The sequence below is a fragment of the Sulfurivermis sp. genome, from assembly GCF_059410345.1.
Map to the genome: position 1 here is coordinate 1 of NZ_JBLJDO010000027.1, position 26,497 is coordinate 26,497.

The 26,497-nt window shown below is 64.8% G+C and carries 27 protein-coding genes and 1 tRNA gene; 11 read left to right on the forward strand and 17 right to left on the reverse strand.

The features are described 5' to 3' along the window. Positions 1-131: 131 nt before the first annotated feature. From ACMV8A_RS14485 to gnd, 9 genes are all read right to left on the reverse strand, one after another. Positions 132-1,115 (reverse strand): AAA family ATPase, encoded by a 984-nt coding sequence (locus tag ACMV8A_RS14485; RefSeq protein ID WP_495326592.1) that lies wholly within the window; start codon positions 1,113-1,115, stop codon positions 132-134. 19 nt (positions 1,116-1,134) lie between these two features. Continuing rightward, positions 1,135-2,295: a DUF4350 domain-containing protein gene (locus tag ACMV8A_RS14490; protein ID WP_495326593.1), complete on the reverse strand. Its 1,161-nt coding sequence runs from the start codon at positions 2,293-2,295 to the stop codon at positions 1,135-1,137. Then, positions 2,288-3,733 carry a DUF4129 domain-containing protein gene (locus ACMV8A_RS14495; RefSeq protein WP_495326594.1) on the reverse strand — a complete coding sequence of 482 codons (1,446 nt, stop codon included), beginning with the start codon at positions 3,731-3,733 and terminating at the stop codon, positions 2,288-2,290. The genes ACMV8A_RS14490 and ACMV8A_RS14495 overlap by 8 nt, the downstream gene beginning before the upstream one ends. Continuing rightward, positions 3,723-4,706, reverse strand: coding sequence for a stage II sporulation protein M (locus ACMV8A_RS14500; protein WP_495326595.1), 984 nt, complete (start codon positions 4,704-4,706; stop codon positions 3,723-3,725). The genes ACMV8A_RS14495 and ACMV8A_RS14500 overlap by 11 nt, the downstream gene beginning before the upstream one ends. Beyond that, on the reverse strand, positions 4,703-5,377 hold the full coding sequence (locus ACMV8A_RS14505; protein WP_495326596.1) for an RDD family protein: 675 nt from the start codon (positions 5,375-5,377) through the stop codon (positions 4,703-4,705). Before ACMV8A_RS14505 ends, ACMV8A_RS14500 begins: the two co-directional genes overlap by 4 nt. Positions 5,378-5,392: 15 nt before the next feature. Then, positions 5,393-5,914, reverse strand: coding sequence for a DUF805 domain-containing protein (locus ACMV8A_RS14510; protein WP_495326597.1), 522 nt, complete (start codon positions 5,912-5,914; stop codon positions 5,393-5,395). Positions 5,915-6,090: 176 nt separating this feature from the next. Beyond that, positions 6,091-7,734 (reverse strand): glucose-6-phosphate isomerase, encoded by a 1,644-nt coding sequence (gene pgi / locus ACMV8A_RS14515; RefSeq protein ID WP_495326598.1) that lies wholly within the window; start codon positions 7,732-7,734, stop codon positions 6,091-6,093. 13 nt (positions 7,735-7,747) lie between these two features. Beyond that, positions 7,748-9,241, reverse strand: coding sequence for a glucose-6-phosphate dehydrogenase (gene zwf / locus ACMV8A_RS14520; RefSeq protein ID WP_495326599.1), 1,494 nt, complete (start codon positions 9,239-9,241; stop codon positions 7,748-7,750). Between the two features lie 331 nt (positions 9,242-9,572). Continuing rightward, a complete protein-coding gene (gene gnd / locus ACMV8A_RS14525; RefSeq protein WP_495326600.1) occupies positions 9,573-10,475 on the reverse strand; it encodes a phosphogluconate dehydrogenase (NAD(+)-dependent, decarboxylating) in 903 nt (300 codons plus the stop codon). Between the two features lie 171 nt (positions 10,476-10,646). Here gnd and glgA point away from each other — a divergent pair, with 171 nt between their 5' ends. Both glgA and ppc read left to right on the forward strand, forming a co-directional pair. Next, positions 10,647-12,092 (forward strand): glycogen synthase GlgA, encoded by a 1,446-nt coding sequence (gene glgA, locus ACMV8A_RS14530; protein WP_495326601.1) that lies wholly within the window; start codon positions 10,647-10,649, stop codon positions 12,090-12,092. A 193-nt stretch (positions 12,093-12,285) separates the two neighbouring features. Next, positions 12,286-15,078, forward strand: a complete 2,793-nt coding sequence (ppc, locus tag ACMV8A_RS14535) for a phosphoenolpyruvate carboxylase (RefSeq protein ID WP_495326602.1) — start codon at positions 12,286-12,288, stop codon at positions 15,076-15,078. A 73-nt stretch (positions 15,079-15,151) separates the two neighbouring features. On the opposite strand, the gene panD is transcribed toward ppc, so the two are convergent. The 6 genes from panD to pcnB all read right to left on the reverse strand — a co-directional run bounded on the left by panD (position 15,152) and on the right by pcnB (position 20,051). Next, positions 15,152-15,532, reverse strand: coding sequence for an aspartate 1-decarboxylase (panD, locus tag ACMV8A_RS14540; RefSeq protein WP_495326603.1), 381 nt, complete (start codon positions 15,530-15,532; stop codon positions 15,152-15,154). 99 nt (positions 15,533-15,631) lie between these two features. Continuing rightward, positions 15,632-16,483: a pantoate--beta-alanine ligase gene (gene panC, locus ACMV8A_RS14545; protein WP_495326604.1), complete on the reverse strand. Its 852-nt coding sequence runs from the start codon at positions 16,481-16,483 to the stop codon at positions 15,632-15,634. A 163-nt stretch (positions 16,484-16,646) separates the two neighbouring features. Further along, positions 16,647-17,444: a 3-methyl-2-oxobutanoate hydroxymethyltransferase gene (panB, locus tag ACMV8A_RS14550; RefSeq protein WP_495326605.1), complete on the reverse strand. Its 798-nt coding sequence runs from the start codon at positions 17,442-17,444 to the stop codon at positions 16,647-16,649. A 5-nt stretch (positions 17,445-17,449) separates the two neighbouring features. Then, a complete protein-coding gene (locus ACMV8A_RS14555; RefSeq protein ID WP_495326606.1) occupies positions 17,450-18,133 on the reverse strand; it encodes a deoxynucleoside kinase in 684 nt (227 codons plus the stop codon). Positions 18,134-18,137: 4 nt separating this feature from the next. After that, a complete protein-coding gene (folK, locus tag ACMV8A_RS14560) occupies positions 18,138-18,647 on the reverse strand; it encodes a 2-amino-4-hydroxy-6-hydroxymethyldihydropteridine diphosphokinase (protein WP_495326607.1) in 510 nt (169 codons plus the stop codon). A gap of 9 nt (positions 18,648-18,656) precedes the next feature. Beyond that, complete coding sequence (pcnB, locus tag ACMV8A_RS14565) at positions 18,657-20,051, reverse strand: polynucleotide adenylyltransferase PcnB (RefSeq protein WP_495326608.1); 1,395 nt, start codon at positions 20,049-20,051, stop codon at positions 18,657-18,659. A 47-nt stretch (positions 20,052-20,098) separates the two neighbouring features. Here pcnB and ACMV8A_RS14570 point away from each other — a divergent pair. The 7 genes from ACMV8A_RS14570 (at position 20,099) to ACMV8A_RS14600 (ending at position 24,460) form a co-directional block, all read left to right on the forward strand. Next, positions 20,099-20,174 (forward strand) — tRNA-Glu (locus ACMV8A_RS14570). Between the two features lie 470 nt (positions 20,175-20,644). Then, positions 20,645-21,229, forward strand: a complete 585-nt coding sequence (locus ACMV8A_RS14575) for a cytochrome b/b6 domain-containing protein (protein ID WP_495326609.1) — start codon at positions 20,645-20,647, stop codon at positions 21,227-21,229. Between the two features lie 3 nt (positions 21,230-21,232). Beyond that, positions 21,233-21,613, forward strand: a complete 381-nt coding sequence (locus ACMV8A_RS14580; protein ID WP_495326610.1) for a DUF1924 domain-containing protein — start codon at positions 21,233-21,235, stop codon at positions 21,611-21,613. Between the two features lie 13 nt (positions 21,614-21,626). Further along, positions 21,627-22,163, forward strand: coding sequence for a diheme cytochrome c (locus tag ACMV8A_RS14585; RefSeq protein ID WP_495326611.1), 537 nt, complete (start codon positions 21,627-21,629; stop codon positions 22,161-22,163). Then, entirely contained in the window at positions 22,151-22,462 is a 312-nt protein-coding gene (locus tag ACMV8A_RS14590; protein ID WP_495326612.1) for a PepSY domain-containing protein, read from the forward strand. Before ACMV8A_RS14585 ends, ACMV8A_RS14590 begins: the two co-directional genes overlap by 13 nt. Before the next feature lies 1 nt (position 22,463). After that, positions 22,464-23,132, forward strand: a complete 669-nt coding sequence (locus ACMV8A_RS14595) for a response regulator transcription factor (protein ID WP_495326613.1) — start codon at positions 22,464-22,466, stop codon at positions 23,130-23,132. Further along, a complete protein-coding gene (locus tag ACMV8A_RS14600) occupies positions 23,129-24,460 on the forward strand; it encodes an ATP-binding protein (protein WP_495326614.1) in 1,332 nt (443 codons plus the stop codon). The genes ACMV8A_RS14595 and ACMV8A_RS14600 overlap by 4 nt, the downstream gene beginning before the upstream one ends. 13 nt (positions 24,461-24,473) lie before the next feature. On the opposite strand, the gene ACMV8A_RS14605 is transcribed toward ACMV8A_RS14600, so the two are convergent. Further along, a complete protein-coding gene (locus ACMV8A_RS14605; protein ID WP_495326615.1) occupies positions 24,474-24,896 on the reverse strand; it encodes a ferritin-like domain-containing protein in 423 nt (140 codons plus the stop codon). Positions 24,897-25,032: 136 nt separating this feature from the next. On the opposite strand from ACMV8A_RS14605, the gene ACMV8A_RS14610 reads away from it, so the two are divergent. Both ACMV8A_RS14610 and ispA read left to right on the forward strand, forming a co-directional pair. Beyond that, positions 25,033-25,281, forward strand: a complete 249-nt coding sequence (locus tag ACMV8A_RS14610; protein WP_495326616.1) for an exodeoxyribonuclease VII small subunit — start codon at positions 25,033-25,035, stop codon at positions 25,279-25,281. A 6-nt stretch (positions 25,282-25,287) separates the two neighbouring features. Next, a complete protein-coding gene (gene ispA / locus ACMV8A_RS14615; RefSeq protein WP_495326617.1) occupies positions 25,288-26,178 on the forward strand; it encodes a (2E,6E)-farnesyl diphosphate synthase in 891 nt (296 codons plus the stop codon). A 57-nt stretch (positions 26,179-26,235) separates the two neighbouring features. On the opposite strand, the gene ACMV8A_RS14620 is transcribed toward ispA, so the two are convergent. Beyond that, the coding region (locus ACMV8A_RS14620) for a hypothetical protein (RefSeq protein ID WP_495326618.1) at positions 26,236-26,497 on the reverse strand (262 nt) is incomplete at its 5' end.

Here is a 26,497-nt window from a genome sequence, read left to right on the forward strand (position 1 = left end):
CAGCGCCGCAGCGCCGAGCAGCACGCCGCCGCCCTGCCACAGCAGCACCGCCGCAGGCAGCAATGCGGCGGCGATGCCGAGCGCCGCCCACAGGGCGGCGAGCGCGACCAGCCGTGGCGCGGGGGTGAATCTCACTGCCGCGGCGCCTCGACGTTGGCGAGCAGGTCTTTCAGCACGTCGTCGGGACGGTAGCCCTCGATCTCCAGATCGGCCGACAGCTTGACGCGGTGGCGCAGCACTGCCGGGGCGATGGATTTCACGTCGTCGGGGGTGACGAAGAAATTGCCGTTGGCCAGCGCCTGGGCGCGGGCACAGCGCAGCAGCGCGATGCCGGCGCGCGGGCCGGCGCCGGTCTCGATGCCCTGCCAGTCGCGGGTGGCGCGCACGATGCGCACGATGTAGCCGAGGATCGCCTCGTCCACCTGCACCTGCGCCGCGGCCTTCTGCACCTCGATCACCTGCGCCGGGGTCAGCACCGGCTCGATGGTGGAGACATCGAGCTGGTTGCCCACCGCATTGGCGGTGACCTGGCGGATCATCGCACTTTCTTCCTGTTCGCTCGGATAGTCGATGTAGACGTTGAGCAGGAAGCGATCGAGCTGCGCCTGCGGCAGTGGATAGGTGCCCTCCTGCTCCACCGGGTTCTGCGTCGCCATCACCAGAAAGGGCTGCTCCAGCTGGAACGGCTTGCCCTCGATGGTGACCTGCTCCTCCTGCATCGCCTCCAGCAGCGCCGACTGGGTCTTGGCCGGGGCGCGGTTGATCTCGTCGCCGAGCAGAAAGTTGCAGAAGATGGGCCCGCGACGGATGCGGAACTCCTCCGATTTCATGTCGAACATGGCGTGGCCGCTGATATCGCTCGGCATCAGGTCGGGCGTGAACTGCACGCGGGAGAAGTGGCCGCCCACCGCCTTGCTCAGGGAACGCACCAGCAGGGTCTTGCCCAGGCCCGGCAGGCCCTCCACCAGCACATGGCCGCCGGCGACCAGCGCCACGATCACCTCGCGGATCACCTGCCGCTGACCGATCACCGCACGGCCCACCATCGCCTCCAGATGGCGCACCTGGGTGCTGGCCTGGGCCAGCGCCGGATTCTGCATGTTCGTCTCGCTCATCATTCCTCCCTCGCGGAATTCATAGTGCGGTGCGCAGCACCTGCAAATAACTGCTCAACTCGATGAAATCGCTCTCCGCCGCATAGTCTGCATACAACGCCCGCTGCACGGCGTGCGGCGTCAGCCCGCTGCGTGCGGCGATCCAATGGCAGCGTTCGGCGGGCTCCATGCCGCGCAGTGCGTAATGCTTGCCGAGCCAGGCCTGCTCGATGCGTTGGCGGTTGTGCCGGAACAGCGCCTGGGTGCGGTCCAGCCGCCACAGATAGGTGGCGCTGGCCGTGAGGTGTTCGCTGATGTCCCGCCGCGGCGCCTGCGCCGGCGGCAGCAGCGGACCGAGGCGCGCCCCCATCTTCCACAGCCACAGCACAATGGCGGCGAGCAGCGCGACCAGCGCGTGCGCCGCATGCTGCCAGGCCAGGTCCAGCAACGACGGCATCACCACGTCGTGCACCAGCCACACCTTGCCTTTCGGCTCGGTCCCCACCAGCAACGCCAGGGCCAGGGCATGGTCGTCATCGCCGATGCGGCGGTTGGTGAGGAAGGTGTTGTCCGCCAGCACCGTCACCAGTCCCGCGCCCAGCGCGTATTGCAGCAGGCCGTAACCCTCATCCATTGCGACGCCGGCGCTGGCCTGCTCCTCGGTATCTTCCAGATAGCGCTGGGTGGACATGGTCACGCCCACCGGCGTCTCCACCTCGGCAAATTCGATCTCGAGGCGCACCTGCCGGGGAATGTCCGGCAGGAAGCCCTGTTCGCGTTCGACGACGCGCACCCCCAGCTCCGCCAGCAGACCGGGGATCTTGCGGTCCGCCGCCTTGCCGATGCGCAGCGTGGCGTCGGCACCGACGATCAGATGGCCGCCCGCCTCGATCCAGGCACGCAGCAACTGCTGCCGCTCTGCCCCGGCCGGCGGCACGTAGCGGTAAATCACCAGGACGTCGTTGCTGCCGGGCAGATTGCGCCACAGATCGGAACTGGACACGCTGGCCGCCTCGCGACCGATGCGCGCAAGAAAGCGCTCGGCGGCGAGGAAGGGATTGCGCCGTGCCTCCTGCGAATAGCCGCCGACCACCTCGCGCTCGGCCAGTTCGAAATTATTGAAGAACCAGATCAGCGCCAGCGCCGTGCCCACAGCGAGCACACCGCCGACGATCAGCCGGACCACACGCAGCTCATTCATCGGCGCGCGCTCCATACAACTGCTGCCAGGAGGCGGCCAGTGCCGCGATGTCGTCCGCCGCCGGAGCCACATGACCGTAGGCACACCACACCCAGGCGCGGGTCAGACGGCTGAAGAACTCCCCTTCCGACGCTGGCCGCTGGTCCCCGACGATGCGTTGGCATTCACCCTCGGTGGCGCTGTCGGGGATGCGCACATGGTGCTCGTGGATCAGACGGATCAGGGTGGCGCGATAGAGCAGGCTCAGGGCAGGACGAAGGCGCCCCTCGCCCAGCAGGGCAGCAACGGCGGCAGCCACATCCTGCGGCAGGGATTCCGGCGTCACCGGCAGGCCGAACAGCACCGACGGTGGCGGCGCTTGGCGCGCGGCACGACGTTGCGGCAGCCAGTCGGTGAGGCGCAGCAGATAGAGCAGCAACCAGCCGAGCAACACCGCAGCGGCGATCCACAACAGATACTCAAACAGCTCGGCAACCATGGGCACCCAGGACATATCCCAGTTGGGCCGCTGCTGCTGCTCGCGCTCACCGAGATAGCGCCAGTATTTTTCCGTCGTCCGGCTGCCGAAATCCTCGTCCTGCAATACCTCGCCGATCACCTGCTGCGCCTCGGCATGCTCCAGCGCCCAGCTCTCCGTAGCCGGCCAGGCCAGACCGAACAGCAACGCGCCACCCAGCAGCAGCGCTGCCGTGGCGCGTGCCGGTTTGAAACGTGGCGCCATGCGGCGGAAGGCCAGCTCCAAATCCCAGGCTTCCAGTACCGAGCGGCGCGTCAGATACAGGGCAAAGCCGCCGGCCACGTAGAACGGCGCAATGATGGACATGGCGAGCAGCGCAAAGGCGTTGCTCAGCCAGGCGGATACCGGTTCGTCACCCACCAGCATTTCCCACCAGTCATCGGGACGCAACTCATCGGGGATCAGGTACAACAGCAACAGCAGAAAGGAAAACTGCAACACCCCCTCGAAGTGGATGCCGCCGATGGTGAGCCAGGTGCCGGTGGACTGGTTGGTGGACAATACCTGCAGGCGCTTGTCGCGCTCGGCACCGGTCAGCCCCTCCAGGTGCGACACCGGCATGAAGAAGGAGCGATTGGTGCTCAACCGCCGCACGGTGAGATTGGCAAGCAGACGCGGCCGCAGCACCGTACGCCACTGTCCCAGCGTTTCGCGCCAGGACAGCTCCTCGCCGAACAGGCGCCGGCTGAGCCAGAACAGCAACAGCGGTTCATACAGCGGCTTGAACCACCACACCATCAGCGCCACCGCCCAGGGCCATGGGTGCAGCAGCAGCACTGCGAGCAGGCTGAGCGGCAGCGCGGTGGCAAACCACAGGCACCACAACGGCCAGAACCATTGCCGCGCCATGACAAAGCCCAGATCGACGCCCTCCCACGGCGTGCGATAGCGGATGCTGGCGCTGATGCGATCAAGCTGCATCGCGGCCCCGCCCGGCCCAGCCCAGATACAGAATCAGCCCGCCCCACAGCACGGCGGAAACGGTGTACTTCACCGCGGGCGCGATGGCGCCGTTGGACGACCAAAAGGCCTCGATGAAGGCCGCCCCGAGCAGCAGCAGGGCCGCCCCCATCACCAGCGTCACCGCCTCCAGCGCCGCCCACTTGAGCGCCTCGCCGCGCGTGCGCCGCCCCGGCGCCAGGATCGCCTTGCCGAGCAGCAGGCCGGCGGCGCCGCTGATGCAGATGGCGGTCAGTTCGAAGGCGCTGTGGCCGGCGACGAAGGTCCAGAAGGTGGAGGAAAAACCCAGCTGGGTGAGATGACCGGCGACACCGCCGATCACCACGCCATTGAACAGCAGCAGCAGCACCGTGCCGACACCGGCCAGCATACCGCTGGCGAAGGTGCGGAAGCCGATGCCGATGTTGTTCCAGATGTAATAGCCGAACATGCTGAAGTCGGTAGCGGAGGCGCGATCCTCGCCACGCCCCGGCAGCGGATTGGCCGGGTCGTACATGAACTCCATCGACGCCACCTCGAACGGATCGAGGATGGTGTAGATGAAATCGGGATCGAAATAGCAGGCGAGGCCCATGGCCAGCGCCGGACCATAGAACAGCAACGTCGCCAGCCAGAAGGCGCCGCTGTGGCGGCGCAGCGCATTGGGAAAGCCGCTCCACAGAAAGGCCACCAGGCGCCACAGCCAGAGGCTCTTGCGCTGGTACAACAGGCGATGGCCGCGCTGCACCAGGTCATGCAGTTCGTCGACCAGGCCGGTGCTGTAGTGGCGGTGACGCGCCAGGGCGTAGTCGGCGCACAGGCGACGGTACAACTCCGGCAGGCGTTCCAGCCCTTCCCGCTGGCGCCGGCGCGGCGGCTTGTCCAGCTCGTCGGCCAGTTGGCGGAAGCTGTCCCACAGCGCTTGCTGTTGCTCGATGAACTGCTGCTGCTTCATCGTCCGCGCTCCAGCCAGCGGGCATAACCCAGCACGGTCTGCACGGCGGCTGGCCCCCGCTCATCGGCAATGATCTCCGCCAGTTCCTCCACCCGGGCCGAGGCCAGCGTCGTACTGCGCTCGGCAAAGTCGAGCAAGGCGCGCTGCTCCTCCACCGCCAGCGGCGCCGGCAGGGCATGCGCCTCCGCCTCAATCACCACCTCGGCGCGCCGTACCGCATCCGCATACACCACCAGGGTGCCGGCAGCGAGATCGCCGAGGCGCTTGAACTGACGATTGATCAGCATCGACAGCAGGCCGACGCCATAGAACAGGGGAAAGAAATCGATCACCCGCAACAGATTGCGGATCAGGGCGGCGGCCCAACCGATGGGCGTGCCGTTGTCATGCACCACGCTGAGGCCGAGCGCCTTCTTGCCCGGCGTGGCACCGCGCGTCACCTCGAACAGCACGGGATAGAACCATTCCATCAGAAACAGCATGATGAGAAAAGCACCGACACCGAGGTCGGCCAGCGGCAGCAGGATCATGGACAGCATGAACAACACCGCATAGCGGATCAGCGCATCCAGCACCCAGGCCAAGGCACGTGGCAGCGGCCCGGCCACCCGCAGGCGCAGGTCCACACCTTCGGGCGTCTCGAAGGTATGGACCGTATCCAGTTGCAGCATTGGGAAGCGGCGGCGTTAGCTGGCTAGGGTCGGAATGAGGACAGCGGCAAAGATACCAACCACACCGAGCACCGCGAGGCCGATACCGATGTAGCCGAGCACCTTCTCCCAGCCACGGGTGACGCGCGGCGGCGCAAAGCGATTGGTGCCTGCGGTACCGCCCTTGAGCAGCAAGACCAGGATGAATACGAAATTGACGATGGGAACGATGAACAGCAGGCTCCACCAGCCCGAGGCATTGAAGTCGTGCAGGCGGCGAATGGCAAACAGGATGGTCGGCACGAACAGCACCAACTGGACCAACAGGACCATCGGCCCCATCGCCGCCAAGCTGTCCGGCCCCATCATCGCCATACCGCCGCCCACCACCATCATGGCGATCCAGGCGGCGACGCCCAGCAGCACACCCCAGGCGATGTAACTCAAACGGCCGAAGCGGCCCTTGGGCGAAAACGGCCCGCTCTCGTCAAACCCGCCCTGGCCGGGGATGGCGGAAACATCGGCGGCAGGCGCCTGATAGGGATTCATGGATTCCATGCGTACAGCTCCGTTGTTTGTTGTTGTTGGCGGCATCGTGCAGTGCGACGCCATCCCCCTGGAGTGGCGGCCATCCCCGCCTGGGCATGGCCGCCGGTTACTATAGCAATCCGGCCTGGGAAAAAAATCCCCGCCGGACCCTGCACCGCATAAAAACATAGCCGCTATCGCACGACTCAACTCTTGCGCGCACGGTAATAGTTGATCAATCCGTTGGTGGAACTGTCGTGCCCCTCCACCGCCGCCGGCGCCGCCAGTTCCGGCAGGATCGCCTTGGCCAGTTGCTTGCCCAGCTCCACGCCCCATTGATCGAAGGAATTGACGTTCCAGATCACGCCCTGCACGAAGACCTTGTGTTCATACAACGCGATGAGCCGGCCCAGGGTGCGCGGCGTGAGCTTATTGAACAGCAGGGTGTTGCTGGGACGGTTGCCGGGGAAAATCTTGTGATTGAGCAGCGCCAGAATTTCCGCATCGCTCTTGCCCTCCGCCTGGAGTTCCGCGCGCACCTCGGCCTCGTTCTTGCCCTTCATCAGCGCCTCGCCCTGGGCAAACACATTGGACAACAGGATGGCGTGGTGCTCGCCGATGGGATTCTGGCTGTGCAACGGCGCCAGAAAGTCGACCGGCACCAGCTTGGTGCCCTGATGAATGAGCTGATAGAAGGCGTGCTGGCCGTTGGTGCCCGGTTCGCCCCAGATCACCGGCGCGGTGGACCAGGTCAGATTCTCGCCCTCGCGGGTGACTCGCTTGCCGTTGCTCTCCATATCCAATTGCTGCAGGTAGGCAGGAAAGCGGTGCAGGTACTGATCGTAGGGCAGGATGGCGTGGCTCTGGGCGCCGAAGAAATTGTTGTACCAGATGCCGAGCAGCGCCAGGATCACCGGCATGTTCTTCTCCAGTGGCGCACTGTGGAAGTGGCTGTCCATGTCATGACCGCCGGCCAACATCTCCTCGAAGTTGTCCATGCCGATATAGACGGCAATGGACAGGCCGATGGCCGACCACAGTGAATAGCGCCCGCCGACCCAGTCCCAGAACTCGAACATATTGCGCGTATCGATGCCGAACTTGGCCACCGCCTCGGCATTGGTGGACAGGGCCACGAAGTGTTTGGCCACCGCCGCCTCGTTGCCGGCCGCCTGCACCAGCCATTGCCGCGCGGTGCGCGCATTGGTCAGTGTCTCCTGGGTGGTGAAGGTCTTGGAGGCGACGATGACCAGGGTGGTCTCCGGCTGCAATTGCCTCAGGGTCTCGGCGACATGGGTGCCGTCGACATTGGAAACGAAGTGCACATTGAGACCCGGCTGGGCGTAGGGCTTCAATGCCTCGCAGGCCATCAGCGGCCCGAGGTCGGAACCACCGATGCCGATATTCACCACGTCGGTGATCGCCTTGCCGCTGTAGCCGGTCCAGCGCCCGCCGCGCACGGCATCGGAAAACTCGCGCATCTTGGCCAGCACCGCCGCCACCTTGGGCATCACGTTCTCCCCATCCACCAGAATCGGCTGCGCGCCGCGATGGCGCAGCGCCACGTGCAACACGGCACGCTGCTCGGTGTTATTGATGGTCTCGCCGCGAAACATGCGATCGCACCAGCCAGTGATGTCCTGCTGCCGCGCCAGATCGAACAGCAGCCGCAGGGTATCGGCCGTAACCCGGTTCTTGGAGTAGTCCAGCAGCAGATCGTCGAATTGCAGCGAAAAACTCGCAAAGCGCTGCGGGTCGCGCTCGAACAGATCGCGCATGTGGATATGGGCCACATCCTGGTAGTGCGCCGCCAACGCCTTCCAGGCCGCAGACTGGGTCAGATTGCTCATTCGGGTTCCTTTCTTACTCGTTGTCTTCTTCCGGCGCATCCAGCGAATCACGCCAGTGCTGATCATCCCGGTCGAACAACCGGTTGGCCTCCAGCGGTCCCATGGTTCCCGCCGGATAGGTATGAATGAAGTCGCGCTCCATGGCCCACACCTTGAGGATCGGGTCCACCACCTGCCAGGCCCAGCGCACCTCGTCGTAGCGCAGGAACAGCGAATGGTCGCCTTCGATCACATCCAGCAGCAGGGCCTCGTAGGCATCGAGCTGACGTTGGGCCAGGCCGCAATAAGCTGCATCAAGCCGGGTGGTGCCGGTACGCATCTCCAGGCCCGGCACCTTCACCTGAATCTCCACGCGCAGACATTCCTGCGGCTGGATCGACAGCAGCAGCCAGTTGGGCTTGATCTGATCCACCTGGGTGCGGCGGAACAGCTGTTGCGGCGGATGCTTGAAGCGGATGGCGATCATCGAGGTGTCCGCCGCCATACGCTTGCCGGTGCGGATGTAGAACGGCACGTTACGCCAGCGCCAGTTGTCGATATAGAACTTGAGTGCGGCATAGGTCTCGGTGGTGCTGTGTGGCTCCACCCCCTCCTCTTCCAGATAGCCGGGAACCTTCTCGCCCTTCACCGTGCCGCGCGCATACTGGGCACGGAAGGCATGGGCATGCACGGCACTGGCGGGGATGGGCCGGATCGATTTCAGCACCTTCACCTTCTCATCGCGCAGCGATTCGGCATCCAGCGCCGCCGGCGGCTCCATCGCCACCAGGGTGAGCATTTGCAGCAGGTGGCTTTGCAGCATGTCGCGCAGGGCGCCGGCGCCGTCGTAATACTCGGCGCGCGACTCGATGCCCTTGGACTCGGCATGGGTGATCTGCACATGGTCGATGTAGTTGCGGTTCCACAGCGGCTCCAGCATCAGGTTGGCAAAGCGGAACACCAGTACGTTCTGCACCGTGCTCTTGCCCAGATAGTGATCGATGCGGTAAAGCTGCGATTCATTGAAACTGCGGTGCAGCTTTTCTTCCAGGATCTGCGCGCTCTCCAGGTCATAGCCGAAGGGCTTTTCGATCACCACCCGACGCCAACCACTGTCTTCAGTATTGAGACCACTCCGCGCCAGCAGCTCGCCCACCATGCCGAATTCCGCCGGGCGGATCGCCATGTAGAACACCACGTTGTCGGGGAAGTGCGAGCCCTCGCTCAGGGCCTGGCGCAGGCGGTGATAGGATTCCACATCGCCGAGATCGCCCTGAAAGTAGTGCACGCGCTGCGCGAAGCGCTCCATCACCTCCGGCTTCAACCCATGCCGCGCCCGCGGCGTCAGTATCGCCGCCACCTCGCCGCGCCAGGCCTCATCGCTGTACTCGCGCCGGCCGAAACACAGAATGCGCATCGCCTCCGGCAAGCGCTGCGCCTCTTCCAGGTGATACAACGCCGGCAACAGCTTGTTGGCCGCTAGATTGCCGGTAGCGCCGAAGATCACAAAAGTGCATGGGTCGATCATCGTTACTCCCTAACCAGTCGTTCCTGTTTTTCCAACACGTTGGCACGGCACATTTCCACTCCCCTATGTCTCGCCGAGCAACACAGCCCGAGGCGGGATGGCCCGCAGGGGGCGCGCCATGGATGGCGCGCATTCCTCCGTCAGTACAGGGACGTACTGTCGGAGGAACCCGCCTCGGGCGAGTAGCGCAGGGAACCCGCAGGGCGAGACATCGGGGCCGCCTTTCTTTGGTTACTTTCTTTGGCGGGACAAAGAAAGTAACCCGCGCGCGGGGCGGTTCCCCGCATCAAAATTAACTTGCGCGCAGCGCACAAAACCAACACCCCATCAGCTAACCCTTCTCCACCTTATGCCCCCCAAACGCATTGCGCATCAGCGCCAGCAGTTTGGCCGGATAGCCCTCGGCATCCTGGCTGGTGAAGCGCATCTGCAAGGCCAGCGAGATCACCGGCAGGGCCACGCCCTGATCGATGGCCTCGATGGCGGTCCAGCGGCCTTCGCCGGAATCGGCCACCACGGGAGAAATGTCCTTCAGTTCCTGATCGGCGGCCAGGGCATCGGCGGTGAGGTCGAGCAGCCAGCTGCGCACCACCGAGCCGTGGCGCCACAGTTCGGCCACCTGCGCCAGGTCGAGCTTGAATTCCTGCTTGCCGCGCAGCAGCGCAAACCCCTCGGCATAGGCCTGCATCATGCCGTATTCGATGCCGTTGTGGACCATCTTGGTGAAGTGGCCGGCGCCGATGGGGCCAACGTGGGCCCAGCCGGTATCCGGTGCCAGGGCGCGGAACAGCGGCTCCAGTGCCTTAACGGCCGCCGGCTCACCGCCGGCCATCAGGCAGTAGCCCTTGTCCAGGCCCCACACACCGCCGGAAGTGCCGACGTCGACGAAGTGGATGTCATGTTCGGCCAGCAGCGCGCCGCGGCGCTGGGAATCGTGATAATTGGAGTTGCCGCCGTCCACCAGGACATCGCCGGCCTCCAGCACGGGAATCAGCTGATGGATCATCTGCTCGGTAGGCGAGCCGCTCGGCAGCATCAGCCACACCACACGCGGCGTCGGCAGCGCCCGCACCGCCTCGGTGGCCGAGGTGGCGGCGATCATCCCCTCCTCCGCCACCAGCTGGCCCACGATGTCCGGCGAGCGGTTGTAGCCCACCACCTCGATGCCGTGGCGGCGCAGACGACGCACCATGTTGCCGCCCATCTTGCCCAGACCGATCATCGCCATCTTCATCGCTTGCCCCTCCGTTCCTCACACCAAAACATACACTGCTCCTGTTTCTACAGACATAAGAAATGTCCGCCGGGGCAAGAACCCAGGTTTTCACCGTGTGAGCGCAAACTGTCCGCTCATTTGGTTTAACATAGCCGCCCTTGCCGAACTTTCTCACGATAGCATTTAACTATGTCGCGAATCCTGTTTGCCAGCAGCGAGGCCCATCCGCTCATCAAGACCGGCGGTCTGGCCGATGTGAGCGGTTCGCTGCCGCCGGTGCTGCGCGCCCTCGGCGATGATGTGCGTCTGGTGCTGCCGGCCTACCGCACCGTGTTGCAACGCCTGCCGGTGCTGCCCGTGGTGGCGGAACTGGCGCTGCCGGGCAGCGCCACACCGGTACGCCTCCTGGAAGGCACCCTGCCGCAGACCGAGGTGCCGGTGTGGCTGGTGGAGGCGCCGCACTTCTTCGACCGCGACGGCGGCCCCTATCTCGGCCCCGACGGCCACGACTGGCCCGACAACGCCGCCCGCTTCACCCTGTTCTGCCGCGCCATCGTCGAGCTGGCGCAGGACCGTGCCGGGCTGGGCTGGCGTCCCGAGGTGGTGCACTGCAACGACTGGCAGACCGGCCTGGTACCGGCCCTGCTGGCGCTGGAACCCAGCCGTCCCGGTACCGTATTCACCATCCACAACATGGCCTACCAGGGTCTGTTTTCACGCCAGACCTTCGCCAGCCTGGAGCTGCCGGAGGCGCTGTGGCACTGGCAGGCGATGGAGTTTCACAGCCAGTTCAACTTTCTCAAGGGCGGCCTGGCCTTCGCCGACTGGATCACCACCGTCAGCCCCACCTATGCCCAGGAAATCCGCAGCGCCGCGTTCGCCTATGGCCTGGAAGGCGTGCTCAACCACCGCGCCGAACGCCTGCGCGGCATCCTCAACGGCATCGACTACAACGCCTGGGACCCGGCCCACGACCCGCTTATCCCGCACCACTACAGTGCAACCAAACTGGCCGGCAAGAAGAAGGATAAGGCGGCGCTGCAGCGCCAGTTCGCACTGCCGGTGGAGCCGGACGTGCCGCTGCTCGGCCTGGTCGGTCGCATGGTGGAACAAAAGGGCATCGATCTGGTGCTGGCGGTGTTGCCGGAACTGTTGCTGCGGGGGGTGCAGATAGCCGTGGTGGGAACCGGCGCGGCCCACTACGAACAGGCCTTCCGTGACCTGGCCGACCGCTACCCGGACCAGGTGGGCGCCTTCATCGGCTATGACGAGCGCTATGCGCATCTGGTGGAAGCCGGCGCCGACATCTTCCTCATGCCCTCGCGCTTCGAGCCCTGTGGCCTGAACCAGATCTACAGCCTGCGCTATGGCACCGTGCCGGTGGTACGCCGCACCGGCGGCCTGGCCGATACCGTGGTCCACGCCGACGCCGCCACTCTGGCCGACGGTACGGCCACCGGCCTCGTATTCGAGGCGGCTGACAGCAGCGCCCTGCTCATGGCCATCAGCCAGGCATTGGCGCTGTACCGCCAGCCGGAGATCTGGCGCCGGGTGATGCAGACCGGCATGCGGCGCGACTTCAGCTGGGAACAGAGCGCCCGCCAGTACCAGGAGCTGTACCGCCAGCTTCCCTGAGCGGTCCGCTCCCTACTCAGGGGACGCAACGTAATTTGCGATTCCCCCAGCCCTTGCTCAGGCATTGCGCGCCAGCACATTGCCAGCAGGCAATAACCGCCCTTTCGGGTATACTACCGCCCCCTGTGCGGACGGCGAACGCCGTCACAGATATCCATCCTCCCGCCGCGTGCGGGAATACAGGCAAACAACAATGATTAGCTTGAATGACAAGCAGCTGCGGAGCCGCGTCAAACTGTTCGGCGCTCTGCTCGGGGAGACACTGAGATCACAGGCCGGTGAGAAGGTCTACGCCGCCGTGGAGACCCTGCGCAAGGGCTACATCAGCCTGCGCCAGGAGGACTCGCCGCGCCAGCGCCAGCGCCTCAGCCGCTTTATCGCCAATCTCGACGCCGAGACGCTGACCCATGTGGTGCGCGCCTTCAGTACCTATTTCAGCCTGGCCAACATCGCTGAGGAGGCACAGCAGTACCGCAGCCGCCGCCGCGCCATGCGCACCGGTGGCCCGCTGTGGACCGGCTCCTTCGACGAGGCGCTGCGCGACTTCAAGTCGCGCGATGTCAGCCCGGAGCAGCTGCAATCGCTGCTCAACCGCCTGGCCTACATGCCGGTGTTCACCGCCCATCCCACCGAGGCCAAGCGCCGCACCGTGATGGAGGGGCTGCGCCGCATCTTCCTGCTGTCCGAGCGCCTGGACGACCCGCGTATCGGCAAGGAGGAGCAGCAGGACATCCGCGCCCAGCTGCGCACCGAAATCCTGATCCTGTGGAAGACCGACGAGGTACGCGCCCAGCGCCCGCAGGTACGCGACGAGATCAAGAACGGCCTGTTCTATTTCCGTGAGAGCCTGTTCCAGGCGGTGCCCGCCACCTACCGCAACATGGACAAGGGCGTGCGCCGCATCTACGGCCCCGACAGCGGCATCAGCGTACCCAGTTTCCTGCGCTTCGGTTCCTGGATTGGCGGCGACCGCGACGGCAATCCCTTCGTCACGCCGGAAACCACGGTGATGGCAGTGCGCCTGCATCACCGTGAGATCCTGCGCGAGTATGTCGAACGCATCACCCACCTGAGCCATGTGCTGACCCATTCCCATCTGCTGTGCACGCCGAGCGAGGCCTTCCGCGCCAGTCTGGAGCGCGACGAGGTTTCCTTCACCGACGAGGCCTTCGCCGACAAACCGCACCGCTTCGTCAGCGAACCCTACCGCCGCAAGCTGTACATCATGCGTCACCGCCTGATGCAGAACCTGCGCACCGTGGACGCACGCCTCAATGGCAGCGAGGTGGAGGGCGCCACCGCCGGCTATCACTCGGAAAGCGGCTTCCTGCATGACCTGTATCTGATCCGCGACTCCCTCATCGCCCACGGCGACAACATCATCGCCGACGGCGACCTGAAGGATCTGATCCGCCTGGCCGAGACCTTCGGCTTCTTCCTGGTCCACCTCGACCTGCGCCAGGAGTCCACGCGACACAGCGACGCAGTGACTGAACTGCTGGCACAGCAGGCCGAACCGGTGGACTACAAGTCCCTGGACGAGGCCCAGCGCATCGCCCTGCTGTCCGAACTCATCGGCCACACGCCGCTGCCGCTGGACCGCAGCGCGCTGAGTGACAGCGCGCGCGAGACGCTGGAGGTATTCAAGGTGATGGCGCGTATGCGCAAGGAGGTCAGCCCCAAGGCCTTCGGCAACTACGTCATCTCCATGACCCATGCCGCCAGCCATGTGCTGGAGGTGCTGCTGCTGGCGCAGCAGGCCGGCCTGGTGGGCCGCCGCGGTGACGAATGGTTCTGCGACATCCGCGTGTCGCCGCTGTTCGAGACCATCGTCGACCTGGAACACATCGAGCCGGTGATGAGCACCCTGCTCAACAGCTCCACCTATACCGCCCTGCTCAAGGCCTCGGGCAATCAGCAGGAAGTGATGCTGGGCTACTCCGATTCCTGCAAGGACGGCGGCATCCTCGCCTCGTCCTGGAATCTGTATCAGGCGCAGAAGAAGATCGCCGCCCTGGCCAGCGCGCGCGGCATCGGCCTGCGCCTGTTCCACGGCCGCGGCGGCACCATCGGCCGTGGCGGCGGCCCGACCCACGAGGCCATACTGGCGCAGCCGGCCGGCACCGTGCACGGCGAGATCAAGTTCACCGAACAGGGCGAGGTGCTGTCCTACAAATACAGCAACGCCGAAACGGCCGTGTTCGAACTGACCATGGGCGTGTCCGGCCTGCTCAAGGCCAGCCGCGGCGTGATTGCGCCGCCGGCGCCGGACAACGCCGACTACACCGCCATCATGCAGCAGCTCGCCGGCTACGGCGAGGATGCCTATCGCGAACTGACCGACCGCACCCCTGGCTTCCTCAATTATTTCTACGAGGCCACGCCGGTGAGCGAGATCGGCATGCTCAACATCGGCTCACGCCCGTCGCACCGCAAGAAGGGCGACCTGTCCAAGGGCTCGGTGCGGGCCATCGCCTGGGTGTTCGGCTGGGCGCAGTCGCGCCACACCATTCCCGCCTGGTATGGCATCGGCAGCGCCCTGGCGCAGTGGTGCGGCGGCGATCCACAACGCATGGCGCAGTTGCAGACCATGTACCGCGAGTGGCCTTTCTTCCGCGCCTTACTGTCCAACACACAAATGTCGCTGTTCAAGGCCGACATGGGCATCGCCGCCCAGTACGCGGGGCTGTACGCCAACCGCGAGGTGTCCGACAAGGTCTACGGCATGATCCGCGGTGAGCACGAACGCACCGTCGGCAACGTACTGCAGGTAGCGCAGTTGCAGACCCTGCTGGAAGAAACGCCGGGCCTGCTGCTGTCACTGGCACGCCGCAATCCTTATCTGGACCCGCTCAACCACATCCAGATCATGCTGTTGCAACGCTACCGCGACACCACACAGGACGAAGAGGAACGCAAGGTCTGGCTGGAGCCGCTGCTGCGCTCGATCAACGCGATTGCCGCCGGCATGCGCAATACCGGCTGATCGCCGTTGTCATGCAAAAAACGAAGGGGCCGCAAGGCCCCTTCGTTATTGTGCTGTGCCGTGACTTCCGCCGCTACGCAGCCTGTACCGGAATGGTGTTGGCGGTACGGATGACGTGATTGTTTTCGTCCAGGTAGACGAGGGTCGGCTTGTAGGTGGCCAGTTCCTGCTGGGACAGGCCGACGAAGGCGCAGATGATCACCACGTCCCGGGGCGCGGCCTTGTGGGCGGCGGCACCGTTGATGGAAATCACACGCGAACCGTCTTCGGCACGGATGGCATAGGTGGTAAAACGCTCACCATTGGTCACGTTGTAAATCTGGATCTGCTCGTACTCGCGGATCCCTGCCAGATCCAGCAGCTTGCCGTCGATGGCACATGAGCCTTCATACTCCAGCTCCGAGTGGGTCACCCGGGCGCGGTGCAGTTTGGCTTTGAGCATGGTCAGATGCATGGGTCAAGCTCGTTTCATCACAAAACAGGGGCGCCAATTATGGGGCTTTGCCGCCCCCGGTTCAATGAAAAATCGCAAACGCCGCGTTTTTCATAAAAATTAATCCAATTTAATCAGCAGGTTATCAATCAGCCGCGTCTTGCCCAGGCGCGCCGCCGCCAGTGCCACCAGGCGGCGTTCGCCCGCCTGCGGCGCGCCCAGATCCTCCGCCCGCCGCACACTCACATAGTCGGGACAAAACCCCGCCCGTTCAAGCCGCGCCACCGCCGCCGCCTCCAGTACGGCATAGTCGTGCGCACCGTCCCGCAGCTGTGCCGCCAGTGCCAACAACGTTGCATAGACCTCCGTTGCCAACTTGCGCTCCTCTGCGCCGAGGTAGCCGTTACGCGAACTCATCGCCAGGCCGTCCGCCTCGCGCACCGTAGACACGCCTATGATCTCCACCGGCATATCGAGATCGCGTACCATCCGGCGGATCACCAGCAGCTGCTGGTAATCCTTCTCGCCGAATAAGGCCACGTCCGGCTGCACGATGTTGAACAGCTTGCTCACCACCGTGGCCACGCCGCGGAAGTGACCGGGACGGAACGCGCCGCACAGGATATCCGACACCCCGGGCACCTCGACGAAGGTGAGTCCGGCGCGGCCCAGCGGATACATCTCCTGCTCGGTGGGTGCAAACAGCAGATCGCAGCCCGCCGCCACCAGTTTTTCCTGGTCCGCCGCCAAGGTCCGCGGATAGGCGGCGAAGTCCTCGCTGGGGCCGAACTGCAGCGGGTTGACGAAGATGCTCGCCACCACCCGATCGGCGCGCTGACGCGCCTCGGTAACGAGGTGGATATGCCCGGCATGCAGATTGCCCATGGTGGGCACGAAAGCGACGCGCAGGCCCGCGGCACGCCAGGCAGCGACGAGGGAGCGTACTTCAGCAATGGTAGTGACGGTTTGCATGGCTATCTTTTGAAAAACACCCTGTCGCAGAGACGCGGAGGCGCAGAGTGAAAATTGAGTATTGGTTGAGATACCCCCAACGCGGCAGGGGTGCGCAACTGTCAGGCCGTCATTCTAATGACATAACAACTCTGCGTCTCCGCGTCTCTGCGACAGGGTGTTTTCAGTCGACGCTGTGCTCAGGGCCCGGGAAGCGCCGTTCCTTCACCGCCTGCACGTAGGCACCGACGGCGCCAGCGACGGAGCCGGCCGGTTGCAGGAAATCCATGGAGAACTTCGGCCGCTTGCCCGGCGTGATACCGAGCATGTCGTACAGCACCAGCACCTGGCCGTCGGTGTCGGGGCCGGCGCCGATGCCGATCACCGGGATGTCCACTGCGGCGGTGATCTCGGCGGCCAGCACGCTCGGCACGCACTCCAGCAGCAGCAGATCGGCGCCGGCGTGGGCCATGGCCTGCGCTGCGGCCAGCATTTCGTTGGCGCTGTCGTGATCGCGGCCCTGCACCTTGTAGCCGCCCAGCTTGTGCACCGTCTGCGGCAGCAGGCCGAGGTGGGTACACACCGGCACGCCGTAGTCGGCCAGCAAGCGCACCGTGTCGACCATGCCGCCGTGGACCTCCAGCTTGACGCAGTGGGCGCCGCCCTCCTTCATCAGGCGTGCGGCATTGTCCAGCGCCTGCTGCGGCGTGGCATAGCTGAGGAAAGGCATGTCGGTCATCACCAGGGCACGCTGACTGCCGCGGCAGACCATCTGCGTGTGGTACACCATCTCGTCCATGCTTACCGGCAGGGTGGTGTCCTTGCCTTGCACCACCATGCCGAGGGAATCGCCCACCAGCAAAACATCCACCCCGGCCTCATCGAGAATGCGGGCAAAGGCGGCGTCATAGGCGGTGAGCGAGGTGAATTTCTCGCCCGCCTGCTTCAGGCGGCGCAGGGTGCTCAGGGTCACGTTGCTCATGGCAGTCACAGCTTCAGCGGCAGTGGGTTGAAGTAGTGGCGCCCGCTGCGCATGGAGCGCACCTGCTCCAGCAGTTGGGCATAGTCCGCATCGCCCTGCGCCAGATTGATGTCGGTGGCGTTGACGATGAGCAGCGGCGTGTCGTTGTACTGATAGAAGAACTGGGTGTAGGCCTCGGCCACCTTGCGCAGATAATCCGCCGACAACTGGCGCTCATAGCTGCGGCTGCGCCGGCCGATGCGCTCCAGCAACACCTCCACCGGCGCCTGCAAATAGATCACCAGGTCGGGCAGCGGCGCATCCAGGGTCAGATGCTCGTAGGCCTGCTCGTACAGGCGCAGCTCGTCGTCGTCCAGGGTGAGCTGGGCGAACAGGCGATCCTTCTGCATCAGGAAGTCCGCCACCCGCACCGGGGCAAACATGTCGCCCTGGCGCCAGGACTGCAACTGGCGCGCACGCTGGAACAGGAAGAACAGTTGGGTCGGCAGCGCGCCACTGCGCGGATCCTGGTAGAAGCGTTCCAGGAACGGATTTTCGTCCGCCCCCTCCAGCATCAGCTCACTGCCGAAGGTCTCCGCCAGACGCCGCGCCAGGGTGGTCTTACCCACGCCGATGGGCCCCTCCACCACGATGAAGCGGGGGGTTGCCTGTTTCTCCACCGGGGAGTCGAAACGTAAGGGCCGGTTCATGGCTTCAGGATATCACGCCACCCGCCCCATCGCCGTGGGCCAGCGGTTCCAAACCGGTACGGTCGCAGCGAAGCAGCAGTTCCTCCAGCCTTTGCCCGTCGGGCAGTTGCAGATCCGGGACCAGCTCGGCCAGGGGATAAAGCACGAAGTTGCGTTCGGCGAGGCCGGGATGGGGCACCGTCAGGCGCGGCGTGGCCAACACCTCATTGCCATACAGCAGCAGGTCCAGGTCCAGGGTACGCGGCCCCCAACGGCGGGTACGCACCCGCCCCTGCGCCGCCTCGATGGCCTGCAGGGCATCGAGCAGCGCTTCGGGAAGCAAGTCGGTGTCGAGGGCCACCACGGCATTGACATAATCGGGCTGATCCTGCGGCCCCAGCGGCGCGCTGCGGTAGAAACGGGAACAGGCAATCCGTTGGGTCTGCGGCAGCTGGGCCAGGGCCTCCAGCGCCCGGTGCAATTGCTGCACCGGATCGTCCAGGTTGCTGCCCAGACCGATGTAGGCGCGCACCACGACGGGAGATCAGCTGTCGGCCGGGGTGGCGTGACGGGGCTTGCCGCGGCGACCACCGCGGGACCGGCGCTTCTTGCCGCTGCCGCCGTTGTTGTTGCGCTGGCCGCTGGACAGCTCCAGCCGCCCGGCCTCGTCGGCCGCGATGAAACGGGTCCACCACTCGGCCAGTTCGGTGACCTCCTCGCCGCTCTCGGCGCGCAGCAACAGGAAGTCGTAGGCGGCGCGGAAGCGCGGGTGCTCCAGCAGACGGAACGGCCGCCGCCCGCCGGTGGCGGTCAGGCGCTCCTGCATCTCCCAAATCTCGCGCGACTGCAGGGTGAATCGCTTGGGAAAGGCCACGCGCTGCACCTGGCGCGCGACCACGATGTCGCCTGCCTGCTGCATGGCCTGCAAGCCACCCTCGCCCTTCCCGGCCAGACGCTCCGCCTCCTTGCGCGCCGGTTCCCACAGCAGGGCGGCGAACAGGAAGGCGGGCGTCACCGCCTTGCCATCCTGCAACCGCTGATCGGTGTTCTCCAGGGCGCGGGCGACAAAAGTGCGCGGATAGTGGTGATCCTCGTAGCGCAGCCATTTTTCGGTGTCCGGGAACAGGTGGCCGAACAGGCGGTAGTGGCGCAGCAGTTCGTAGGTTTCCACCGCGTAGCCACTCATGAACATCTTGAGCACCTCATCGAACAGGCGCGCCGCCGGCACCTCCTCCAGCAAGCCGCCCAGTTCCTGAATGGCCTGCTCGCTCGGCGCGTCGATGCGAAAGCCCAGCTTGCCGGCGAAGCGCACTGCGCGCAGCATGCGCACCGGATCCTCGCGGTAGCGCGCCAGCGGGTCGCCGATCATGCGCAGGCGGCCGGCCTTGATATCCTCCATGCCGCCGGTATGGTCGACCACCGAGAAATCGGCGATGTTGTAATAGAGGGCGTTGACGGTGAAGTCGCGGCGCCAGGCATCGTCTTCCAGGGTGCCGTAGACGTTGTCACGCAGGATGCGGCCATTTTCCATCACCCCTTCGCCCTCCTCGCCCGCCTCATGGTGGGCGCGGAAGGTCGCCACCTCGATCACCTCCTGGCCATAACGCACATGGGCCAGGCGGAAGCGGCGGCCGATGAGGATGCAGTTGCGAAACAACTGCTTCACCTCTTCAGGGGTGGCGTTGGTGCTGATGTCGAAATCCTTGGGTTCGCGCCCCAACAGCATGTCGCGCACACCGCCGCCCACCAGATAGGCCTCGTAACCCGCCTTGTGCAGGCGATACAACACCTTGAGGGCGGCCTCGCTGATGTTGGAGCGGGACAGACCGTGTTCACCGCGGGGGATGATGCGGGGGGCGGGACGGACAGCGGGAGGAGTTTCCTTACGGTTACCCAACCCCAATTTTTTCGCCAAAGATTGCTTGAGCCGTGAGAGCATCCGGGTATAATACCACGCGCTTTTCGTCGCCCGACAGCACGAATTATGCTCCCATCGTCTAGCGGTCTAGGACGTCGCCCTCTCACGGCGAAAACAGGGGTTCGATTCCCCTTGGGAGTACCACACAAATTAAAAGCCGGTCATCGCTTGATGACCGGCTTTTTTATTGCCGCACCCTGTCCGCCCTACCGAACAACCCCGGAATACGCCGCCTGCATATTAAGGAAGGGCTGAATAAGTCCATCCTGAACTTCTCAGACCATGCGAATCGAAAACTGTGGTTTTCGATTCGCTTCATGTTCCAACGACTATCGTCGTCGGAAAATGGCGGCACATCCCTGTGCCGCGGAAGCGCTGAACTTATCCAGAGCTTCCTTAAGGCTGAATTAAGCTTCTGCTGCGACACTGGCCCCCAACGGTAAATCACCGTTGCAGTACCCGACGCCCCTGGCTCCCCTCCCCCGGGGCCAGGGGCGTCGGCTTTCAAGCCCCGCCTCTCTGTCGCCAACCTCCCGCGTTAAGCCTGGATTAAGCCGGCTGTGAAATAGTGATGCCACATCCGGACCACCGGTTCTCTGACAGGAGGCATCACCATGCAAACGACGTATGAGGTAAAGGTGTGGGACCCGCTGGTGCGCGTGTTCCACTGGAGTCTGGTAACGGCCTTCATCGTTGCCTTCATCACCGAGGATCATTTTCTCGGCCTGCACGTGCAGGCCGGCTACACCATCATCGGTCTGGTGTTGTTCCGCCTGCTGTGGGGACTGATCGGTACGCGCCACGCCCGCTTCAGCGATTTTGTCCACGGCCCGCAAACGGTCATGGCCTATCTCAAGAGCCTGCTCACGCGACATCCGGCGCACTACGTCGGTCACAACCCCGCCGGCGGCTGGATGGTGCTGGCGCTGCTCGTCGCGCTGCTGCTGACCACGCTGACCGGTCTGCTCGCCTACGGCATCGGCGAGACTGCCGCCGGTCCGTTCGCGGCACTGGCGGGCAACCCCGGTGGTTTCTGGAGCGAGGCGATGGAAGAGGTACACGAATTCCTGGCCCACTTCACCCTGCTGCTGGTGTTCGTGCATGTGGCCGGCGTGGCGGTGAGCAGTCTGCTGCACCGCGAAAATCTGGTGCGCGCCATGCTGACCGGCCGCAAACCCCTGGTTCCCAGCGAGGACTAAGCCATGAAACTGCTATTACCCGTGTTGTTCCTTGCCGGTCTGTCCGCCGGCCTGGCCCAGGCCGACACTGTGGACGACCTGCTGCAGGGTTACCGCGCGCAGGGCGGCGGCCCGTTCAGCGCCGAGGCCGGCGCAGCCCTGTGGACACGCAGCGGCGGTGCGCAGACCTGTGCCACCTGCCACGACAGCGACCTGCGCGCCACCGGCAAGCATGCCAAGACCGGCAAACCCATCGAACCCATGGCGCCGTCGGTGAATGCCAAACGCCTCACCGATGCCGCGTTCATCGAGAAATGGTTCAAGCGCAATTGCGAAAGCGCCTGGGGCCGCGCGTGCACCGCGCAGGAGAAGGGCGACTTTCTTTCCTACATCCGCACCCAATGAGGGAGGACATAGCATGAACATCAAGCATCTTTGGCCGCTGGCGGCCGGCATCGGCCTGGTACTGACCAGTCTGGCGGTGGTGGGCGACGATGATCGCCGCAGCGGCCCCGACGTGGCGCCGGCTTCCCTGCCGCTGTATCAGCAGGAGTGCGGCAGTTGCCATTTCGCCTACCAGCCCGGGCTGTTACCGGCCCGTTCCTGGAGCAAACTGATGAATGGGCTGTCCGATCACTTCGGCGACAGCGCCGAACTGGCGCCGCCGGAGCGCAAGGTCATTGAGGACTATCTGCTCTATAATGCGGCGGACCGGACGCGCGATTACCGCTCCACCAAGATCGTCCGCTCCCTGTCAGCCGAGGAAGCCCCCCTGCGCATCACCGAGGTGCCCTACATCGTGCAAAAACACCGCAAGATTCCTACGCATCTCATCCAGGGTAACGCCAAGGTGGGCAGCCTGAGCAACTGCAACGCCTGTCACACCCGCGCCGACACCGGCTCCTACCGCGAACGCGAGATCGACATCCCGGGGTACGGACAATGGGACGATTGATCTCCTTCTCCGCTATCATCCTCGGCACGGCCTTGCTGGCCGGTGCATTCAACGCGGCTGCCGAGAGCGATCATGACCAGGCCCGCCGTCTGCGCGATACCGGCGACATCCTGCCGCTAGAAACGCTCATCCAGCGGGCCCGGGCCGAACGGCCGGGGCGCATCCTCGAACTGAAGCTGAAAGAGAAAAAGGGGCGCGTTCTGTATGAAATTGAATTGGTGGATGAGCGCGGCATCGTATGGGAAATGTACTTCGATGCACGCAGCGGCGAGCTGCTGAAGAGCAAACAGGACGACTGATGTGCGTTTATTGCTGGTGGAAGACGATATAGAGCTCAGCACGCGGTTACGCGCCGATCTGGAGCGTGCCGGCTTTGCCGTCGATGTGGCCGGCAACGGCATCGACGGCGAGGCCTTCGGTGACAGCGAGCCCTATGATGCGGTGGTGCTCGATCTGGGCCTGCCCGGGCGCCCCGGCCTGGAGGTGCTGACCAACTGGCGCCGCCATGGCAACACCGTGCCGGTGGTGGTGCTCACCGCCCGCGACGCCTGGCACGAAAAGGTCGACGGGTTTCGCGCCGGCGCCGACGACTACCTGGGCAAACCGTTTCACACCGAAGAACTCATCGCCCGCCTGTTGGCCGTGACACGACGCGCCACTGCGCTGCCCACCGGCACCTTGCACGGTCCCGGCCTGGTCCTCGACGAACAACGCCAGACGGTGACCGACTGCAACGGCACCGAGCACGCGCTGACCGGCACCGAGTTCCGCCTGCTGCGCTACTTCATGCTGCATCCGGGCCAACTGTTGTCCAAGACCCGCCTCACCGAACATGTCTACGACTATGACTCCGACAAGGACAGCAACGTCATCGAGGTGTACGTAAACCGCCTGCGCCAGAAACTGGGCAAGGACATCATCACCACCCATCGCGGTCAGGGCTATATGTTCGCGGAGTCCGGCCGATGAATTCGCTGCAGGGACGCCTGGGTAGCGGCCTCATCGTCGCGCTGCTGGCGGTATTTCTGCTGCAGGGCGTCGCCGTCAGCCTGTTCCTGCGCCACATGACCACCGACTATCTGGCCTCGCGTCTGACGCATGATGCGGAAAACCTGTTGGCGGCCATTCATCCGCAGCCCGACGGCGGCATCATTCTGGACAGTGCGAAGCTCGACTCCGTATATCAGCGCCCCTACTCCGGACACTACTACCGCATCGACACGGCGCAGCAGTCCGTGCGCTCACGCTCCCTGTGGGACCATGATCTCGCCGGCGGCCTCCTGCCTGCCGGTGCGCAGCAGCGTCTGGACCAGCACGGCCCCGAACATCAGCCGCTGTTGGTGGTGACGCATGGCTATCGCAAGGGCGAGCAGGACATCACCATCACGGTGGCCGAAGACCTCAGCCTGATCCGGCAAAGCGTGCACCGCCTGCAATGGCTTCTGCTGGCGCTATCGCTGGCAGCGGTGAGCGTTCTGATCCTGTTGCAACGCTGGCTGGTGCATCACAGCCTGCGGCCCCTGATGCAGGTACGGACCGAAGTAGACAGTCTGGAGCGCGGCGACATCGCCGTCCTGCCCGAGCAGGTGCCTGATGAACTGCGCCCCCTGACCCGCGAGGTAAACCGCCTGATCACCGCCTTTGGTGAGCGGCTGCAACGCTCACGCAATGCATTGGGCAATCTGGCCCATGCCCTGAAGACACCACTCAGTCTGCTCAGCCAGCTGGCGGACGATCCGGCGCTCAAGGCCACTCCGGAATTGCGTGAGCGCCTTATTGCTCCTGTCACCGCCATGCGCCAGCTCATCGAACGCGAACTGAAACGGGCGCGGCTCGCCGGCGGCAGCGTTCCGGGACGCCGCTTTGTCCCGGCACAAGAGTTACCGCCGCTGCTCGACGTGCTGCGCCGCATTTACCGTGACAAGGCGCTGGAATTCGAATGCCGCATCGCAGAGGAACTGGCGGTGCCCGCCGATCGGGAAGATATGCTGGAACTGCTCGGCAATCTGCTCGACAACGCCTGCAAGTGGAGCCGCGGCCAGATACGCATTACGGCAACGGCGCAGCCCGGGTTTTATCTCTGTGTGGAGGACGACGGCCCCGGCTGTTCGACCGAGCAACTGACATCACTGACCGAACGCGGCGTGCGCATCGACGAGTCCACCGCCGGTCATGGCCTCGGGCTCGCCATAGCCAGCGACATCGTCGTCGGCTATGGCGGAGAACTGCGTTTTGGCCGTTCGGAGTCGCTGGGCGGTCTGCGCGTGGAAGTACAACTCCCACCGCCGCAGGCATAGACGCACGACAAGCCTATTTGCCCAGTACGGTCAGCAGATCGCGTTTGTGCTCCTCCTCCTGGATCAGGATATCCTCCAGCACGCGACGCAGACCGTACTCCTGCAAGGCCTCGGCCTGGGCGATACGCTCCTTGTAGCGCTTGATCGCGTTCTCCTCGCCGGTCAAATCCTGTTTCAGCATCTCCTTGCTGTTGGCCGAGACCTCGCGCGCTTCCACGTCCACCGTCGGCACGCCGCCGAGAAAGGAAATCTGATCCGACAGCATCACCGCATGCGCCATTTCCTCCTGTGAGTGGATCAGCAGTTCCTTCTGGATAGACTCGTACTCCGGCCCGGTGATCACCGCCGCGTGCTGGACATACTGAATGGCGGCGGCATACTCCCACTCCAGGTCCTTGTTCAGTTCCTCGATCAGTTTCTTTTTGGTGATTTTCATTTTCGACCCCGTCTGTGCTGTCGCTCAAGTTAAAGGCCGGCACCGCCCAGCAGCGCCTCCTGCTTCAAGTCTAGACCGTGTTTGATTCTGTACACAGCCTGGGGTAACGTAGCCGCCCAACACCGGAGTACGACACGTGGCCAAGAAGAGCACATCCAACAGCGATACCTTTGATTTCGAGCAGGCACTGGCCGAGCTGGAGCAGCTGGTCGAGCGCATGGAGCAAGGTGAGCTGTCGCTGGAACAGTCCCTCAAGGATTTCGAGCGCGGCATCGCCCTCACCCGTGCCTGCCAGGGCGCGCTGAAAGAGGCGGAACAGAAGGTGCAGATACTCACCAGCCAGAGCGGCAAGGAAGAGTTGGAGCCCTTCGAGGGCGACGAGTAAGTCCCCATGGATCTGCAACAACTGCTGCGGGCCCATGCCGCCCGCGCCGAAGACGCCCTGCAACACCGGTTGCCTCCCGCCGACGCACTCCCCACCCGGCTGCACGCCGCCATGCGCTACGCCGCCCTGGACGGCGGCAAGCGCGTGCGCCCGGTACTGGTCTACAGCACCGGCGAGGTGCTCGGCGTTCCCCTGGAACAACTGGACGGCCCGGCCTGCGCGGTGGAGCTGATCCACGCCTACTCCCTGGTGCATGACGACCTGCCGGCCATGGACGACGACGACCTGCGCCGCGGCAAGCCCACCTGCCACAAGGCCTACGACGAGGCCACCGCCATCCTTGCCGGCGACGCCCTGCAAACCCTCGCCTTCCAGGTACTGGCGGAAGACCCCGCCATGGCCGCCGCCCCTGCCCAGCGCCTGGCCATGGTGCGCGAACTGGCCGTCGCCTCCGGCTCGCGCGGCATGGCCGGCGGCCAGGCCATCGACATGGCCGCCACCGGCAAGGGCCTGTCCCTGCCCGAATTGCAGCAGATGCACAGCCTCAAGACCGGCGCCCTGATCCGCGCCGCCGTGCGCCTGGGCGCCCTGAGCCGCCCCGGCCTCGACCCGGCCCTGTTCCAGGCCCTGGATGACTACGCCGCCGCCATCGGCCTGGCCTTCCAGATCCGCGACGACATCCTCGACGTGGAGAGCAGCACCGAACAGTTGGGCAAGCGCCAGGGCGCCGACCAAGCCCTGGCCAAGAGCACCTACGTCGCCCTGCTCGGCCTCGACGGCGCCAAGGCCAAGGCCCACGAGGTCCACGCCGCCGCCCGCACCGCCCTCGCCCCGCTGGGCGCCGCCGCCGCCCCCCTGGCCGCCATCGCCGACTTCATCGTCGAACGCGTCAGTTGAAGGTGTGGCTTGTCAGATGACGGCATTGACCGCCTGAGGTGCCGGGGATCCGAGTACTCACTCGCCTGGTGGCGGTGAGGACGGCGGCGAAACGAATATTCCCCCGCCCACCGTCCTTTCAGGTGGCCTGTCGGAAGCATGCCCCCTGTTGAGCTTCTTGCGGTACTCCCGCACACGCCCTACCCTGCCGTCGGCAAGGCGCGGCGACACCTCGACCACCAATTCATTCATACCCAACCGCAGGTCATCGCCCAAATCGACTCGTCGAAGTCGTTTGGGCTCGGGAGAGAACGCCGTGGTCACTTCCTTCCCGTTGAGC